At 57.0% G+C, this 15,881-nt stretch carries 17 protein-coding genes; 7 read left to right on the forward strand and 10 right to left on the reverse strand.

Features of this window, described 5'->3' with window-relative positions; all coding sequences use genetic code 11:
- The first annotated feature begins 68 nt into the window (after positions 1 to 68).
- The 5 genes from ACRBB0_RS08345 to ACRBB0_RS08365 all read left to right on the forward strand — a co-directional run bounded on the left by ACRBB0_RS08345 (position 69) and on the right by ACRBB0_RS08365 (position 4,261).
- The gene (locus tag ACRBB0_RS08345; RefSeq protein WP_431373964.1) at positions 69 to 626 is read left to right on the forward strand and encodes a TetR/AcrR family transcriptional regulator; all 558 of its coding nucleotides are present in this window, start codon (positions 69 to 71) and stop codon (positions 624 to 626) included.
- Positions 627 to 649: 23 nt separating this feature from the next.
- On the forward strand, positions 650 to 1,507 hold the full coding sequence (locus ACRBB0_RS08350; protein WP_431373965.1) for an SDR family oxidoreductase: 858 nt from the start codon (positions 650 to 652) through the stop codon (positions 1,505 to 1,507).
- A 56-nt stretch (positions 1,508 to 1,563) separates the two neighbouring features.
- Positions 1,564 to 1,905, forward strand: coding sequence for a DoxX family protein (locus tag ACRBB0_RS08355; RefSeq protein WP_431373966.1), 342 nt, complete (start codon positions 1,564 to 1,566; stop codon positions 1,903 to 1,905).
- A 110-nt stretch (positions 1,906 to 2,015) separates the two neighbouring features.
- Positions 2,016 to 3,389, forward strand: coding sequence for an IS1182 family transposase (locus ACRBB0_RS08360; protein ID WP_431373967.1), 1,374 nt, complete (start codon positions 2,016 to 2,018; stop codon positions 3,387 to 3,389).
- A 410-nt stretch (positions 3,390 to 3,799) separates the two neighbouring features.
- Complete coding sequence (locus ACRBB0_RS08365; protein ID WP_431373968.1) at positions 3,800 to 4,261, forward strand: N-acetyltransferase family protein; 462 nt, start codon at positions 3,800 to 3,802, stop codon at positions 4,259 to 4,261.
- A gap of 115 nt (positions 4,262 to 4,376) precedes the next feature.
- Here the strand turns inward: ACRBB0_RS08365 and ACRBB0_RS08370 are convergent, their stop codons facing one another.
- Complete coding sequence (locus tag ACRBB0_RS08370; RefSeq protein WP_431373969.1) at positions 4,377 to 5,039, reverse strand: SOS response-associated peptidase; 663 nt, start codon at positions 5,037 to 5,039, stop codon at positions 4,377 to 4,379.
- 91 nt (positions 5,040 to 5,130) lie between these two features.
- On the opposite strand from ACRBB0_RS08370, the gene ACRBB0_RS08375 reads away from it, so the two are divergent.
- Positions 5,131 to 5,460 carry a hypothetical protein gene (locus ACRBB0_RS08375; RefSeq protein ID WP_431373970.1) on the forward strand — a complete coding sequence of 110 codons (330 nt, stop codon included), beginning with the start codon at positions 5,131 to 5,133 and terminating at the stop codon, positions 5,458 to 5,460.
- Positions 5,461 to 5,539: 79 nt separating this feature from the next.
- Entirely contained in the window at positions 5,540 to 5,917 is a 378-nt protein-coding gene (locus ACRBB0_RS08380; protein ID WP_431373971.1) for a hypothetical protein, read from the forward strand.
- Here ACRBB0_RS08380 and ACRBB0_RS08385 read toward each other — a convergent pair whose 3' ends face one another.
- The 9 genes from ACRBB0_RS08385 to ACRBB0_RS08425 are packed head-to-tail and all read right to left on the reverse strand — an operon-like array spanning position 5,918 to position 15,865.
- The gene (locus ACRBB0_RS08385) at positions 5,918 to 8,209 is read right to left on the reverse strand and encodes a DotA/TraY family protein (protein ID WP_431373972.1); all 2,292 of its coding nucleotides are present in this window, start codon (positions 8,207 to 8,209) and stop codon (positions 5,918 to 5,920) included.
- On the reverse strand, positions 8,206 to 8,760 hold the full coding sequence (locus ACRBB0_RS08390) for a hypothetical protein (RefSeq protein ID WP_431373973.1): 555 nt from the start codon (positions 8,758 to 8,760) through the stop codon (positions 8,206 to 8,208). The genes ACRBB0_RS08385 and ACRBB0_RS08390 overlap by 4 nt, the downstream gene beginning before the upstream one ends.
- A gap of 17 nt (positions 8,761 to 8,777) precedes the next feature.
- A complete protein-coding gene (locus ACRBB0_RS08395; protein ID WP_431373974.1) occupies positions 8,778 to 9,929 on the reverse strand; it encodes a hypothetical protein in 1,152 nt (383 codons plus the stop codon).
- A complete protein-coding gene (locus ACRBB0_RS08400) occupies positions 9,922 to 10,179 on the reverse strand; it encodes a hypothetical protein (RefSeq protein ID WP_431373975.1) in 258 nt (85 codons plus the stop codon). Before ACRBB0_RS08400 ends, ACRBB0_RS08395 begins: the two co-directional genes overlap by 8 nt.
- A gap of 4 nt (positions 10,180 to 10,183) precedes the next feature.
- Positions 10,184 to 10,789 (reverse strand): hypothetical protein, encoded by a 606-nt coding sequence (locus ACRBB0_RS08405; RefSeq protein WP_431373976.1) that lies wholly within the window; start codon positions 10,787 to 10,789, stop codon positions 10,184 to 10,186.
- Positions 10,786 to 11,520: a hypothetical protein gene (locus ACRBB0_RS08410; protein WP_431373977.1), complete on the reverse strand. Its 735-nt coding sequence runs from the start codon at positions 11,518 to 11,520 to the stop codon at positions 10,786 to 10,788. The genes ACRBB0_RS08405 and ACRBB0_RS08410 overlap by 4 nt, the downstream gene beginning before the upstream one ends.
- Entirely contained in the window at positions 11,517 to 12,416 is a 900-nt protein-coding gene (locus ACRBB0_RS08415) for a hypothetical protein (RefSeq protein WP_431373978.1), read from the reverse strand. Before ACRBB0_RS08415 ends, ACRBB0_RS08410 begins: the two co-directional genes overlap by 4 nt.
- Complete coding sequence (locus tag ACRBB0_RS08420) at positions 12,413 to 15,433, reverse strand: ATP-binding protein (RefSeq protein WP_431373979.1); 3,021 nt, start codon at positions 15,431 to 15,433, stop codon at positions 12,413 to 12,415. Before ACRBB0_RS08420 ends, ACRBB0_RS08415 begins: the two co-directional genes overlap by 4 nt.
- 18 nt (positions 15,434 to 15,451) lie before the next feature.
- Entirely contained in the window at positions 15,452 to 15,865 is a 414-nt protein-coding gene (locus tag ACRBB0_RS08425) for a hypothetical protein (protein WP_431373980.1), read from the reverse strand.
- Positions 15,866 to 15,881 lie beyond the last annotated feature (16 nt).

The following is a 15,881-nucleotide window of genomic DNA, read 5'->3' on the forward strand; positions in this document are numbered from 1 at the left end:
TCGGCGCATTTAGAAATGAATATTCATTTCTGCTTTGAGCCATGCCCAGACCCACGCCCGACCAAATCATGAAAAAAATCCGCGCCGCTCTCGTAGCTGAAGTGGCCGAAAAAGGCATTGGCGCGACCTCCGTTGGTGCTGTCGCCAAACGGGCAGGTGTCGCAACAGGCACGATCTATCTGCAGTTCGACAGCAAAGAAGACATGCTGCAGAAGATCTACCTGCAGATCAAAACCGAGTTTCACGGACTTATCGTTGCCGCGGCGGGCGAGCCATCATCGAAAGGGATGATCCGCAAGATGTGGTTTGAGATGTTTGCCTTTGTCGATGCGCATCCGCTCGACTTCATGTTCATTGAGTATGCCGGCGCAGCCCAAGTGCTGACCGCGCAACAAGCCAAAGACATCGCCTACACCCAGGCTGAAATCACCGCGATGATACAGCGTGCCATTGACGACGGCACAGTGGCAAACCTGCCGGTCTCGGTTGTCACCACCTTACTCGTGGCGCCTGCCATGCACATGGCACGGACCAAGGCGCTGCGTCTTGAAAAACTCTCAAAAGCCCAAGTTGACCTCACCTTCGAGCGGGTTTGGCTCTCCATCGCAGCACCCGCGCAACCTTAATAGACCCCGAAAGGACCTCCCCCATGTCAAAAGTCATTCTCATTACCGGTACATCTTCTGGTCTCGGCATCAGCATTGCCATCCAAGCCGCCAAGGCGGGCCACGTTGTGTATGCAACGATGCGCAATCTGAAGAAGCGCGAAACACTGGATGCGGCTGCCAAAGAGGCCGGTGTGTCGCTCAACGTGTTGCAGCTCGATGTGCAGGATATGGGCTCGATTACGGCGGCTGTTGACTACATCATTGGTGAAACCGGCCGGATCGACGTTTTGGTGAACAATGCAGGTGCGGGGTTTGTCCGCACGATAGAACAAGCCTCAGTCGAGGACATGAACTGGGTGATGGACGTCAATTTTATGGGCGTCGTACGCTGCACAAAAGCGGTCATGCCGCATATGCGCAAAGCGCGCTCAGGTCGTGTGCTCACCGTATCATCTGTCGGCGGTCTGGTTGGGCAGCCTTTCAATGAAATCTACTGCGGTGCAAAGTTCGCCGTGGAAGGCTTCACCGAGTCACTGGCCACCTATGTCACGCCGAACTTTGGGATTGATTTCACGGTGGTTGAGCCGGGCGGGATCAGCTCAGAGTTTGCGGCCAATGTCATGAAGCATGTTGAAGAGACAGGCGGCATGCTGGAGGACGAATATTTGCCGATCCTGCAAAAATATGTGGGCGGCTCCACCAACCGCCAGGCAGGCTCTGACATCTATCAGACCACGGACGAAGTTGCTGCCGTGATCATGGACTGCATCGAGGCTGACAATCCGCCAATCCGCAAACGGACCTCCAAATGGGGTGAGGAATTCGTAGGCTTGAAAACCGACCTCGACCCGGACGGCAAGAAGCAGCAGGCAAAGGTCATCGAAGAGTTCCTGAGCTAGTGGGTCTGGCCCGGACTGCATGATGATTTGGTTTGGCGAATAGGAGCATGGGCGTGATGATCTACTGGATATCTACCGGACTGGTCACGGCCATGCTCACCATGAGCGCACTGGCGTATTTGTTGCACAAAGCGACGATAGACGGTGTGCGTGATCTGGGATTCCCGGATCATTTCCGCATTGAGCTGGCTGTTCTGAAACTCCTAGCGGTCATCGTATTGCTCGCGCCGCAGATGCCTGTTCCTGTGAAAGAATGGGCCTACGCCGGTGTAGCCCTGTTCTTTGTCACATCGATCGTGGCTCACACCGCGCACGGTGACCCTTGGACATTCAATCTGATCAACGTCGTTCTGCTGTTGCTGCTCGCGACATCGAGGTACTATCACCCTGGCTTGTAGGTGACGATAGCGCGAACTTCCGCTCTGAGCCTATTCCGTTGAAAAACTCGCCTTAATCTCGGCAGTCTTTGCTGATTCAATTTCTCCATTGATTTGGAGGAAGTTTTCGAATGATGGGACCGAAGAAAGAGGTGCAGAGTGCTCTGTTTTATGAGTTCTGCCTTGAGGACCATGTCCCGGCGGATCATGTGCTGCGCTCGGTTGATCGATTTGTTAATCTGGATGCAATCAGGACTCATCTGGCGCCGTTTTACAGTTCTACAGGCCGTCCATCGATCGATCCTGAGTTACTCATCCGCATGCTGCTTGTGGGTTACATCATGGGCATCCGTTCGGAGCGGCGTTTGTGCGAAGAGGTTCATCTAAACTTGGCCTATCGCTGGTTCTGTCGATTGGACCTTGGTGATGCTGTTCCAGACCATTCGACCTTTTCTAAAAACAGACACGGACGCTTCCGGGATAGCGATGTCTTGCGCCACATCTTTGAGGATGTTGTTGCACGCTGCATTGAAGAAGGTTTGGTCAGTGGGCAGCGGCTGGCTGTTGATGCCAGCTTGATTGAAGCTGACAGCAATCGACAAAACTCCTCTCCGATTGCTGATTGGACACAGGAGATGATGGATCCAACGTTGGCCCCGCGAGCAGTGCGGGAGTATCTCGACACACTGGATGATGCTGCTTTTGGCGCTGCGACAGATGTGAAGCCGAAGTTTACAGCTCATTCCGACCCAGCTTCACAATGGACGGCAGCCCGCAAAGGACCGGCCTTCTTTGCCTATTCAAACAATTACCTCATCGACACCGATAATGCTGTGATCCTTGATGTCGAGGCCACACGCTCTGTCAGGCAGGCTGAGCTTGGCGCCTTGCAGACCATGCTCGACAGAACCAATGAGACCTTTGCCATTCATCCCGAGCGTATCATTGCCGATACTGCCTATGGCACTGGACCGTTGCTGGAATGGTTAGTGCAAAAACGCGGTATTGCTCCGCATATCCCGGTTGTTGAGAAGTCAGGCAGAACAGATGGAACGTTCGAGACAGCTGACTTCATCTACAATGGCGAAAGCGATGTCTATGTCTGTCCCGGTGGCAAAGAACTCAGGCAACGGCGGCGCAACTTCACAAACCCAAGAGAACCGCAGCCTGACAAACATGGTGTTCTTCGATACCGTGCCAGCAAGAAAGATTGCGACAACTGCGCCCTCAAACAGCAATGCTGTCCGAAGGCTCCACAACGAAAAGTCACCCGTTCAATCCACGAAGCTTCCCGTGATGTCGCTCGTAAAATCTATCAAACTGCCGACTACTCTATCTCATGCAAGTTGCGAAAAAAGGTGGAGATGCTGTTCGCTCATCTCAAGCGCGTTTTGAAACTGGACAGGCTACGATTGCGAGGACCTTGTGGTGTCCGCGACGAATTCCACCTCGCAGCAACCGCTCAAAACCTCAGAAAACTCGCAAAACTCATCCCAGCGGCCTGAATAGCCGACGGGGAACAGTGCGTTTAAAGACAAAATCTGAGCTGGACCCCATCACAGACAGCTAACTCCGAGACTTTTTCAACGGAATAAGCCCAACCCAGACCTTGATTGGAGTTTTGCAACAAGCGCAATTCTGGTTGCCGTTTCCGGTCGAAATTGATATTGGCTTCGTAAGCTTGACAACTAGGTCAGGCGATGGAGATTTTATGTTCACGATTGCGGGAAACCGCTAACCCCGATTGAAGGGGTTGCCGACAAAAACAGGTTGACGAATTATCGTTTCAGCCTTCCCTTTTTTGCGGCCTGAATAATCTCACCAACCATTGAAAATTGAACGTGAGTAACAGGCTCGAAGTCCGTTGCTGCAAGCCCATACCGCTTGAGCATCGGCATATTGAAAGACGACTACAATGAAAATTAGACCAACAAAGTCCGAGGACATTCCAGCACTTAAATTGGTACTGGATGGCACGGAGCTTTTTCCAAGTGAAATGCTTCCTGATATGGTGAGCGGCTTCCTTTCCACCGAGGAAAGCGAAGACGTTTGGCTGACGTGTGAAGCAGACGGCAAAGCCATTGGTTTTTGTTATGCTGCCCCAGAGGCGTTGACGGAAGGCACATGGAACATGCTTGCAATTGCTGTTCTTCCCGAAAAGCAGGGAAGCGGTGCAGGCGGTGCAATCGTCAGAGAGCTTGAATCCAATCTGCGAGCAAACGGCCATCGTGTTTTGATTGCCGACACTTCGGGAGCGAACGAGTTCGCACAGACCCGCGACTTTTACCGTAAAAACGATTACTCGGAAGAAGCGCGTATCCGCGATTTTTGGGCGGAAGGTGACGACAAGGTCATTTTCCGGAAATCCCTGAAGTAGCGAACGACCTGTGCGGCACGGTCAGTTAGGCCGTGTCGCATAATTGAATATATGAAGCTTCAGTGTTTTTGCGAAGCGCACTAAATGGTCGATTTGTCCGCACTGCGGACTTTCACTATCTTGTCTCTGTATCAGACTTGCCGCCCCGGTGAACAATTTTCAACGCGCCATCAGGCAAGGGGCGCTGTAGCGCTTTTGCGACGTCCCATGGTTCATTCATCCAAGTTTCCAACTCATCGTGTTCAGTCAGAATAACCGGCATCGCTTTGGGATGAACCCCCCCAACTTCAGCGTTCGCATCTGTGGTCAGAAACGCGAACAGATCGATTGTGACCTCGCCCTCTTTCAGTTTTCGTGTGCCGGTCCAAGTGGTCCAAAGACCGGCAAAACATGCCAGTGGACGTTCTTCGCCAAAAGCAAACCAGACGTTCTGCGATGATTTGTCGGGCAGGCGTTCAGGTTCGGCAAAGCTGTTAAACGGCACCAGACACCTGTTCTCTTCCTTGAACCAACGACGCCAATGGCCAGACGATGTATTGCGGACGTTTGTGACCCCTGAATTCACCTTGCCTTTGACCGCAAAAGAAGGTTTTGGCAGGCCCCACCGGGCCATCACCAGCTCGCGGCCCTCGCTGGTATTGCGCACGATGGGGGCGCTGTAGTCAGGAAAAATCCCCGGCAATGGCTGAAGATTGCCGACGTCTTTTGACGAGGTCATCGCCCGCGTCAGATCGAGGATTGCCTGCCGACTCGAGGTCATGGAGTACAAATTACACATCACGTCAGACTAAACGCCGCCGCGATTTTTCTCAATCTGCAGCTTGTTCTTATTTTGTTCTCGTCTATTTTCCTCGCGTCGAGGAGACCAAATGCCCGAGAGCTATCTGCCCATAAAGGCCCATCCGGCCAAGCCTTTCCGCACGATCACGGATGCGGCGAATGATGGGCAATTGCTTGTTCTAAAATGCAATCTGTGTCGGCGCACGACCTATTTCCTGGCGATTGACCTTTTGACTATCATTGACCCTAAGCACCCGGTTCACATTCCGCCCTTTCCGTGCGGTCGTTGCAAGACGCGGGAATATGTCAATGTGAAGATCCACCATCCCAATCCCGGCGACTACGGTCAGCTACCGGTGCGCAGGCCGGGAAAAATCGTTCGTATTCAGAAATGGCGTAACGTGAAACTCGGAGAGTAAGCCGCATGTATCGTTATGTGTCGCGATACATATAAACCGACCTACTGGCCAAAATCTGCGCTTTGTGCCATAGTGGGCTATGTTCACATGGTTCAAAAAGACGCGGCAAACGCATAGCAAGACCGGCTACTGGGTGCATCTCGGTGGCCAATGGCTGGCTGTTGGCCTGATGATCTATTTCTGGCGCGCCATGATACACCTGCTTGGGTACTTGGAAGCATTTGCCGGCGGTTGGCAGCGCAGCCACTCGGAGCACTTTGGTTTCCTTGATGGTATTGTTGCGATGGGTGCCCACCTGGTCTCGGAGCCGATCTATTGCCTTCAGCTGCTCTGCATATATGCGGTTCTACACCTCACCGTGAACCGCGAAGGTTATGGGGATCCGGTGTGTGTGCCTTACAAGCCCAATCACGGTGGCATTGCCATCTTCGCGGCGATGACCCTCTTCCGGCGATAGCTATTTGTCTTTCGACGCCTTGTTGCCGATCTGACGTTGTTGACGGCTTCTGTGATTGGCCAATCCGACATTCCCCGCGGACCCCAGCAGTCCGCCCGTGGCTGCCCCACCTTGGTATGAACCTGCAACCCCGGCAGCCTTGGCCGTCATTGCTGTTCCTGCTCCTAGGTCATCCCCGATCCCGTCGATCCATTTGAACACGCGGGCGGGAAACACATTGATCAGGCTGAATGACCAATCGATGATCACCACATAAAGGATGCCAACAAAGACAGTCAGAACGGCCATGGTCAGGAAGCTCGACAACGCACCGAATGCACCGGGGTCTGCGGCCATCTGAGAGCTCAAAGCTGCAAACAGCATCCCGTTCAGCGAGAAGGCGGCAATGCGGAACAGGACCATCCCAAGCAAAAACCCGAAGATCATCAGGAGCGGTGTGAGGAACAGCATCAGCAGAAGAGACCATCCTTTGCGCGAGATATTTGACGAAATGCCGTGTCCGTCCATCGACAGCATAGCCACGGCCCAAAGGGGTGCTGCAAACACGGCCTCGATCACCAGAAGCATGAAGGCCAGGATTGCGATCAGCCAGATCACGGCTGGAAGGTAGGGCAGGATGAATCCGACAAAGATGGCCGCAAAAATACCGATCTGAAAGAGACCACTTGTCAGTGAGGCGAGCGTCGCAGGAATCGACCCCACGACCGGAACAGCCGATGCGGTCGCCAAGATACCGATGACGGCTATGGCAAATGTCAAAAACGTTGATGCGTAGGCCATCAATCCGATCATGGGATCGACAGTTATGGTTTCCGGAGAAAGCAGGCGAATACCTGCTAGCAAATTGGTCGGTGGTGGCAGGAAGTTTTCCGGGGATGACGCATCGTCCCCGGCATAGGCGCGCTCTGTGATGAACTCACGAAGACCCGCAATCGCCGCCGCCTCGTTCCAAGCCGACACACTTGCATTGTAACTCGCACCGATGCTGGCCAATATCTTTTGTGCATCCCGATCCGCATTACTCTGAAACCAATATTGCTGGCCAAGTTCAGATGCGATCGTGTTCTGAACACCACCGCTCAGTGTGGTTGAGATCAACGTGCCGGGTGTCGCGGTCGGGAACATGCTCGCGACGGCATTGGCATCCCCGGATATCTTGCTGATGAGCATGTAGTAGGATCCGGCCATCATCCAGCCGCCAGTTCTGAGATCACCCGCAATGGCTGTTGGTGCGGATAAAGCCCCTGACCCGTCACTACCGATGGATTGGATTTGCTGGCTGATTGGCGTGCCACTCTCGCTCTGAACCAATGTCGAAAGGGCGTTCGGGTTCACGATGGGATTAACGATGGCCGAATGCTGTTGGCGCAGAACACGCATCATGGTGCCGAGGTCCGGAATGTCACCGGCTTGAACCGGTTCACGCGCTGATATCTTCGCCACCACCGTCTCGGCCGAGCCGCGCATCTCGGTGCGCAGGATATCGATCAGATTCCGCATGCTGGTGTTGATGGTGTCCATGTTCGTGGATGGGCTGATGCGCTTCAACGCGGCCGTGGCCGCCGGCAATGTCACCGAGCCACAAGCGCTTGTAATCGTCGGTGTCGAATAGGTCAGGATTTGTGGCGTGTAGCCATCAATCAGATCGGTGGCGGGAGCGGATTGCAAGTTCGACCAGATGCCGCCGCTGACAAGCTGCAGGTCGCCGCCTTTGGAGACCTCAAAATTATAGGCAGCGCGGCAGAACTCCATCCGCCAAAGCTGCTGCAGGAACCGGGCGTCTGACCCGACATAGTCCGTGCCGACGATCGGCACTTCGTCCGAGACGATCAGATCCGCCGTCTGGTTCCAAAAGAACGACCCCGCAGCGGTGCCCGCGCGGACCACATAAGAGACGCCATGCTGGATGCCGTTGTAGCCATTGTCGAGCGGGATGAGCAGGGCGAAGGCCGTGAGGATCCGGATCGGCACCCAGATCGTGGACTTTTGGCCGAGCACGACCCCTTCATGGGCCGAATCCAATGTTCCCTGAAAGATGTTGTAGAGCAGAAAGAGCGCGCCGACGGCCAAAAAAAGGATGTTGAACGACAGCATCAGCAACGAGATCACGGTGCGATTGTTCGCAGCTGGTCCCGGAAACAGATCGCCGAAGATCAGATTGAAGAAGGTGTTTGAGCGATCATCGCCGGTCCCGTTAAAAATGTCCGGCACGTTGATTTCTTGCGCCATCCCAACATCGGCTGTTGCCAGAAGGAGAAGGGTCGCGACACCGAGACTGGCTGCAGTTTTCATCGGTCCCGCTCTCGTTTCTGGATTTGATCGCGCCGTCTCGTTGGTACGATGATCTGCATGTTCCGGGGCAGGCGCGAGGTCATGTAATCGTAAAACCCGCCAAACCGCCCCTGCTCGATGATCCAGGCGAAGAAGTCGGCACGCACCGCCCGGAACATCGAAAACAGGAACAGGGCCACAAGGCTGATCACGAATAACCGACTGATACCAAGAAAGATGAGGCCGACAGGGATTGCCAGCACAGCAAGCAGCCCCGCATATTGGAAACAGGCGCGTTGTGTCCGCCAACCTTCATACTGGCGGTCCAGCTCGGTTTCACTCATGGACCCAGCCATCTCCTGGAACCGTTTGATGCCACCATCCTCATAGCGCCCGGTCAGACCTTTCGGATCGAGCGGTTTTGGACGCACCCGGTCGGCAAGATCGCCGATAAAGTCTGCGCCCAGCTTGCTCGCCTCAAAGGCTTTGTCGACGCGGCCACGGCGCGCGAAGAACCCGGCCGCGCGTCGCGTGCGGCTTTTTCTGGGTTCGTCGCTATTTTCACGCACCATGTTTTTGCAGTCGCCCTCTAGTTGCCAATCGGCGCGCCGCCGCCCGCACCCTCGGTCCCATCGATGGTCGAGGCCAGGCTTGCGGCTTCCACGGCGGCCACACGGCGTTCCAGACCGAACCGCATCCAATTGACGTGCAGATCGAGCGCTTGCGTCAGGAGAAGCTCGCGCATCACCGCATCGGGTGACATCTTGGCGATGGACTGGTGCCAATCAGGATTGGCAAACCGCGAATGCACAAAGATATCGACGGCCTGAAGGGACGAGACCTTGTCACCAACAGCATTGGGATAGGCCGGTCCGGCCGCGTTGCGCGCCCACGACGCCAGTTCCGTCCCGCCCGTGGGCGTTGCGATGTCACCCAGATAGGTGAAGACCGCATGAGACGCAGATCGCCGTGTCGCATCGACCTGTCGCGAGGCGATCCGTGCCAAACCTGTCGGCGTCTGCGCCTCTTCCGTCGTGACGGGTTTTGGCGGCAGTGGATCAACCATGTTGTTGATCATGCGTGCATAGGCCTGCGCCACTTGCTGGTCGGAGGTGTCGAGGGTGATCGCCTCGGTCAGAAGCCGCACATCGGATGTGGGATCGCCGAAGCCTCCGACGTTTCTAAGGTTGTCACGATCCACCTTGATTTCCTGTGCGAGCGCCAGACCGCCGGAGCGGACCGGCGCGCCCGCTGTTCCGTTCCCGTAGGACCGGTTGCGCGACAGGTTCGCAATATCGATGCCGCCAACGCCTTGGCTGGTCTGTCCTCCCCCGAAGTTGAGAACACCCGAAAGATCGATACAGGCCGATGTGGCCGGATCGTAGCGTCCGCCTTCTGCCGCCGCCCTGATCTTTTGGCGCTCAAGCAGAACGGCGTTCTGATCCCGCCCTTCGGCGATGCGCTTGGCCGCCTCGGTCTCGCGCTTGGAATAAGCCGAAAGCTGCGCGACGCCCTTCAGGATGTTGTCGACAATGTAATTGCCGACATCCGTGGTGTGGTTGTTGACGTTGATCCGGGCTGTCCGGACGATGTTCTGTACCCCGCCACAGGAACAACCGCCGAACGCATAGCTTGGCGTTGCGAGCGTAAAGAGCCAGGCGGTCGCGCAGACGGAAAGAGCCCCGCTCAAACCCGTGGTCTTGAGAGCTGCGCTGCGAAGCGGTGATGTCGGTTTACTCATTGTCATTTCCGGTGTCCTCGCTCTGATTATTGGTGTTCTTGCCCCGAATGATGTCGTTGACCTCATCCAGGTTGTTTCTGGAATCTGTCGTTCCCTGAAGCTGGATGCCTGGATGAACCGCAGGCTCTGGCTTGCCTTGGGTCAGCGATTTCGGCACCTGAAACGATGTGAATTGCGTCAGCAGCACGAACGCGACGACGGCCAGAACGACAGCCAAGGCGATCCATTTGCCCAAGGACATTTTTGACATGAGATCACCCACCGCTGCCGCCTCCGTAAATCAGGTCGTAGACCGCATCGAGATTGTTGGGACTGACCGTGGTGCCATTGACCGTGACTCCCTGCCCCGTCTGACCGCCGCCGGTGTTCAGATCCACGCCGCCAATCGACGTCGTTGAATTGCCCGTCAGGCCGCCGATGGGCAGAAAGTTGAAGTTTGGCAGCTGCAACAGATTGGTGATCTGCGAAGTCAGCTCGTTCATTTTGTCCTGGGCGAAGGAGCAAACCTGGCCTTGCGCCTGACTGACGGCTGAGGCGAATATCCCCTGCAGGTTCGGCACCTGGATCGCGATGTCGAGATTGACATCGAGCAAATTGTCCAGACACCCAAGCGCCGCAATGGAATGGGGTTTTTTGAGCGCTTCCTCGCCGCGCAGAACCTCCGCTTCAATGCCGGACCGGATCGCGTTGGTGAGGTTCAGCTTCACGTGATCGACGCAGCCCTGCCCGCCGGACGGGAAGAGTTGCAGGATCTGGTCATTGGCTTGCGCTTGCGCCTGTGGCGCATTGGCTAATGCCAAGCCTGCGACGAGTGCCGCGCTCAGGATGTGCGGCGCACCTTTCTTTTGTGGTTTGGTCATTGATTGCCTCCGAGGTTGGTTCTTTCCCCCTGAAACGGGGGTGTTTCACGAATGAGAATGGGTCGTTTGGCGCCAAGGCCCGGAAAGCCTTCGGTTTGCTCAAACGTGCCGCCGGTGCCGGCACCGCCCGCATAAGTCGTCCCGGACGCGCCACCGATCCGGTTCATCAAATGAGACTGCAGCTCGTCGTAAGAGCTGAACCCGTTGGCGGTCAGATATTCCGGCGGAAAGACCGTGGGATCGAAGCCGCTTTCGACCCAGTCATTGAGCGCGCCTGCTCCCAAAAAATGCGCCGCTGTGAGAAGTCCGCTTTCGGTAAAGGTCACGCCGTTGATGGTTTGACCAGCCAGCCCGCGCGTCTGCGATGAGAGGGCGGAGAGATTGCGCGTTGTGAGCGTGTTGAAGGCCTGGTCTTGCAGGGCGTGTCCCGACGGCGAATTCAGGAACCCGCTCAGCGACGACACGCCCTGGCTGGTCGCCTGCGATGTCCATTCGTAATTGCTCCAACTGCCGCGTGAGCCGCCGGTGTGCCGCACATAACCAAGGCTCGCGAGCGTGCCTGCTGTGATTTGATAGGCCCCGGCCGCCGTTCCGCCTTGGGTGTTTAGCGCGCCGTAATTGCCACCGGATTCCTGCGTCCGGATCAGATCGGCATATTCGTCGGCAAGTGCTGCCGTCGCCCATAGGGCGAGCGCGAGCGCCAGAGTGCGTAGGGTTCGGCGCAGGATCATTTCACCGTCCCCGCAATGGCGACCTGCTGGATCAGGATCGTCTCCATCGGCTTGCCGGTCGAAGGCGAAATCACTGTCACGCCGTTGCGGGAGAGCGTCTCGATCCCGCGAAACCCGTTCTCATCCCGCAGGGTCCGCGACAAACCGACCACGCCTTCGAGCGCCCGGATCATCCGGTAGGATTGGCCGATATTGTTGATCAGGAAGACCGGACAGGTGGATTGCCCGCAAAAGTATGGCGAGCGCACGACGATGATCTTCTCGCCGCCTTCGAGGATGTCCACATCATAAACGCTGACCTCGGGTGGCCCGAAGGACGTCGCGGTGGTTTGATCTATGTTCGCGCCAAGTTCCTTGCTGACAAGCGCCAGCTCTTCTTCAGTTGCCGCGCGTTCCACCAGGTCTTTTTGGTCGGGCTGTGGCGTGTAGCTTTGCGTGTTCCAGGTCCAGACGCGGCCGTCTTCGATGATCGAGCGCATGCCCGTTGGCGTGACGGCGGATAGCCCAAGTGCGTCAGTGGCTGGCCTGCGATAGATCTCCAGCCATTTCTCGTTATGGAACAGCGCGACGTTGAAACACTCGGTGTCGCAATTGCGGCTCTTACCGATCTTGAGGAACAGCTGCTCGGGATCATCGTTGGGGGCTTCCAACCAGACCCGTACCGCTTTCACATAAGGAAAATCGCGGCCATACATGCGTCGCGCGATGCTGAGCGCCTGCTGATCGTTGCGTGCGAAGGAGAGTTGCTGAACCGGGATGTCGCCGCCGGGATTGTTGTTCTTTTCGGTATCCTGCGCCAAGGCGGCGAAGGCCCACATGATGACAAGCAGTGCGCCCGTGTAGATCGGCAAAGGCGACCGGCTTCGCTTATGCGGCGGTTGCAGCAGAAAATTCATTGAAAAGCCCCTTTCACAAGGTCGTCGGCCATCCGGGCGATGACGTTTGAGCGCACGGACTCGTCGATCATCTGGCCCGATGACATCAGGCCTTCGAGTTCCGCTTCGATTTCTGATTTGGCAGACCCGGCCGGAAAGCGCCGGGCCAGGATGCGCCGGGCCTCGGGACTGCCGAGACGTTCATAGAGGATCGCGCGGAGCGCCGTATCTTCGGCGGTGGTCGATAGCGCCCAAAGCTCAATCGGGCCGAGCTGGTTATAGAAATGCTGCACATAGGTCTGGGATTTGAGCTTGAAGATCGCGACGATCGGCGCGCCCTCGCCCGGCTCCGGCCCGGTCAACCGGCTGATGACCGGCTTCAGGCTGGCGGGCAGATCATAGGTGTCCATCACGGTGCGCACGCTTTCGGCGGTCGGCACGTTGCAGAGGAAGATGTTGGTCGCGAGTTCACGGATCGAATGATCAAAATCGCCAATGAGCTGACTGGCGAGTGAGATCTGCACGCCGGCCTTCCGGCCCACGCGGACGTCCGCGACGACCTGGTCGCGAATGCCGAGCCCACCGGTCAGATGGTATTCGTCGATGCAGATGCGCTTGGGCATCTGGCGGTTGTTCTGGAACCGCAGTAAATGGTGTGAGCGCACCTCTTCGGGCAGATCGGAGGCTTTGATCTCATCCTCATCGAGCCAGAAGTCCGAGGTCAGTGTTTGGCGCGCCATCATATACATAACCGCCGTCTGCTTGCGCCCGCGTTTGCCGGTGGCTTCCGTCACACCGGCCAGATCGAAGGCCACCACGCGTGCGTTGGAGACATCGAAGCGGGTCGGGTTCGACAGGATCACATATTGTTTTATCGCCGCCGTGATCTGACGCTGGAACGCGCCAACCATCGGTTCCTGTGTCGATTGAACCCGCATTTCGATGAAGGGCTCACGCACGGTCTCGGCGTTCGAGATCGGAATGAGATCGCCGAGAATAGGCACGGCAAGACGTTGCGCGAGCGCCGCCGCATGATGCTCGCCCTTCGCAAAGAGAAAATCGACGATCTCCCACCAGCTGGTTTCTTCGTCGACTTCAAAGTGATGCTTCTTCAGACCATCATCGACCTTGAGATCCATGGTCGGCGAGTAGCGCTTCGGGCTAACTTCGTCGGAATAGTAGCGATAGGCTTCATCGACACAGGCCTCTGCCAGTTGAGAGACACCATCATAGGGCGCATCGGCATCTTCCGGCGTGCAGATCAATGCGATCAGGTTCACCAAAAAAGACCGTTCATGGGCAAAGGGTTTGCGACAGCAGAGCTGCGTATCAAACGGATTGACCGCATCACGTTCGACCATCTTCAGTCGGTGGAACATCGCCTCATGTCGGCGGTTCGGGGGCAGAGCATCGCGGATCAGGCTGATCAGTCCGGACGAAGACGGTCCGATGTCGATGATCGCGATACGTGGCAGGATGGCCTGGTTGTCCCCGCCCCTGCCCGATTGCGGCGATAGAGCCACGCCGAGATTTATCGCATTCATCAGCACCGATTTACCCGACCCCGGCGTGCCGACCATGATGTCGACGCTGGCGTTCTGCTTTGAGGAGCCCGGTTGATAGGGAAACGGCTTGCCATCGGCAGTCCGAAAAATGATCGACCCGCGCTCCCATGGACAGGCGGGACGGACGATGGGGGCCATGGCGAGCACGTCCAGAAGATCAGCCGCACAGCTTTCAGCGGTGGACGATGTTGAGAGACCGAGCGCGGAGGACATCACGCAATCAAGTGGGTCGCCGACAACCGCGTTAGTGTGGCAATTGCCCCAGGACTTGACCATCTCCTGCAGCGAGGAGACATGGGCGCGCAGCTGTCCGACTTCGTCGGCAGGCGCCCAGGCGGCGAAGGACGCACGCCAGCGGATGACGGTGTTCCCGTCGCCATCCGTCTGACGCAGCCGCTCGAAACTCTCCTTGATGCGTCCGTTATGGGTCGGCGCTGTCCAGGCCAACAGCCGTGCGAGCTGCTCGCGAAACACCTGCCCTGCAAAGCCGCCGCTTTCCATCAGGATCGAACAGCGCCATGAGATTTTGGTGCCATTGGCGATCACACGGCGGATCAGTTCGTTGAACTGCACGACGATCTCGGGCGGCAGCACGATGTCAAAGCCGGAAAACACACTGTTCCCGATCCGCACGATCTTGCCGTCGATCACATCCGCATGGTCGGTGAAGATTTGCTCAGACAGTCTGGGCCAGACGAGGTTGGAAATGTCTTTGCGTCTGATGTTGCGCCCAAGGCTCGGCAGTCGCGCTTTGAGATAATCGCCGGGCAGCGTTGCCCGCCAAGGATGGTTCAGGCCCAGCGTATCCGGTGCCACGATCTTACGGATCGCGTTCAGCGCCTCGTAATTGTCCAAGAGGTCAAGCGCGATGCCTGCCGCGCTGAACTCGCGCCCCAGGGCGGTGACGAAACTGTCATGCCGGATAGCAAGACCTTCAAGAGCCGTGTCAGGGATCTGACCGAGCGAGATCGGCGGTGCGGCATTCAGAACCTTGGTGCGTTGCTTCTGGCTGGCGCTGCGATCTTCGGCCGTCAGCAGGGATGGACGTGACCACAGCGCGAGATAGCACCGCTCGCCATAGAGCTTGGAGGGAAGCAGTTTGCGTCGCTCATCCAGAAGATCATGCAGATCGAGCGCGTTGTCGCGGGCGACGCGGGCACTGTCGTCGATGATCGTTTCGACCTCGCGGGTGCCAAGTTCTGGCGAGTGGCCGAACCAGAACTGCAGCGCCAATCCCGGTTTGGAGAAAAACGGCGAGAGACCGACCCGCAGACGGTCGCAAGCCTCGGTTACATCCTCTTCTCCCGGTAACGAGCGGAAGCCGTCGAGCCGGAAGAGTGACACCATGGAGCCGTCATCGGCCACGAGCGCGGTGTCGCCATGGGCGGTCTCCAGACGGCAATAGCCGTCCAGAGATACTTTCAGCGATCCCCGGCCCAGATGGGCGGCGGCCTGATGCCAGAATGCGACCATCGATCCATTCGCCCCCTTCTAGTTCAGCGAGCGGAGCTGGCCGTCCACGGAGGATTGGTTGGCACCGGTGCCAAAGATCGAGGCGACACCGACATTCAGGAAGGTCGGGATGGCAACCATGCAAGCGGCGGCAATCGAGAGCATCAGGATGCGGCCCGATTCAACCGAGTTGTCATTGGTGTTGCGCGAGCGTTTGATCATCGCCATCACGGCCATGATCGCGAAGACCACGCCGAGCACGAAGGAGATCGTGCCGAGAATGTCAGCGGCGGGTCCCAGCTGGCTGGAGCGCATCTCGGTAAAAATGTCGCCGAAGGTCTGTGCAAATGCCTGCGTGGCCCAAAGCGTTCCAAAACCGAACGAGAGCGCTGAACGCACAATGACAGGTCGCCACGAGCGACGGGTTTGGGTCGGAGGTTTTTTTCTGATCATGATGGGGTTCCTTATT

Origin of the sequence: Pelagimonas sp., from assembly GCF_050633425.1 — a bacterium.
Lineage (GTDB): Bacteria > Pseudomonadota > Alphaproteobacteria > Rhodobacterales > Rhodobacteraceae > Pelagimonas.

Excerpts from the sequence above, each read along its gene's own strand:
- ACRBB0_RS08345 (WP_431373964.1), top strand. The coding sequence starts at position 69 with ATGAAAAAAATCCGCGCCGCTCTCGTAGCTGAAGTGGCCGAAAAAGGC.
- ACRBB0_RS08350 (WP_431373965.1), top strand. The coding sequence starts at position 650 with ATGTCAAAAGTCATTCTCATTACCGGTACATCTTCTGGTCTCGGCATC.
- ACRBB0_RS08355 (WP_431373966.1), top strand. The coding sequence starts at position 1,564 with ATGATCTACTGGATATCTACCGGACTGGTCACGGCCATGCTCACCATG.
- ACRBB0_RS08360 (WP_431373967.1), top strand. The coding sequence starts at position 2,016 with ATGATGGGACCGAAGAAAGAGGTGCAGAGTGCTCTGTTTTATGAGTTC.
- ACRBB0_RS08365 (WP_431373968.1), top strand. The coding sequence starts at position 3,800 with ATGAAAATTAGACCAACAAAGTCCGAGGACATTCCAGCACTTAAATTG.
- ACRBB0_RS08370 (WP_431373969.1), bottom strand. The coding sequence starts at position 5,039 with ATGTGTAATTTGTACTCCATGACCTCGAGTCGGCAGGCAATCCTCGAT.
- ACRBB0_RS08375 (WP_431373970.1), top strand. The coding sequence starts at position 5,131 with ATGCCCGAGAGCTATCTGCCCATAAAGGCCCATCCGGCCAAGCCTTTC.
- ACRBB0_RS08380 (WP_431373971.1), top strand. The coding sequence starts at position 5,540 with ATGTTCACATGGTTCAAAAAGACGCGGCAAACGCATAGCAAGACCGGC.
- ACRBB0_RS08385 (WP_431373972.1), bottom strand. The coding sequence starts at position 8,209 with ATGAAAACTGCAGCCAGTCTCGGTGTCGCGACCCTTCTCCTTCTGGCA.
- ACRBB0_RS08390 (WP_431373973.1), bottom strand. The coding sequence starts at position 8,760 with ATGGTGCGTGAAAATAGCGACGAACCCAGAAAAAGCCGCACGCGACGC.
- ACRBB0_RS08395 (WP_431373974.1), bottom strand. The coding sequence starts at position 9,929 with ATGAGTAAACCGACATCACCGCTTCGCAGCGCAGCTCTCAAGACCACG.
- ACRBB0_RS08400 (WP_431373975.1), bottom strand. The coding sequence starts at position 10,179 with ATGTCAAAAATGTCCTTGGGCAAATGGATCGCCTTGGCTGTCGTTCTG.
- ACRBB0_RS08405 (WP_431373976.1), bottom strand. The coding sequence starts at position 10,789 with ATGACCAAACCACAAAAGAAAGGTGCGCCGCACATCCTGAGCGCGGCA.
- ACRBB0_RS08410 (WP_431373977.1), bottom strand. The coding sequence starts at position 11,520 with ATGATCCTGCGCCGAACCCTACGCACTCTGGCGCTCGCGCTCGCCCTA.
- ACRBB0_RS08415 (WP_431373978.1), bottom strand. The coding sequence starts at position 12,416 with ATGAATTTTCTGCTGCAACCGCCGCATAAGCGAAGCCGGTCGCCTTTG.
- ACRBB0_RS08420 (WP_431373979.1), bottom strand. The coding sequence starts at position 15,433 with ATGGTCGCATTCTGGCATCAGGCCGCCGCCCATCTGGGCCGGGGATCG.
- ACRBB0_RS08425 (WP_431373980.1), bottom strand. The coding sequence starts at position 15,865 with ATGATCAGAAAAAAACCTCCGACCCAAACCCGTCGCTCGTGGCGACCT.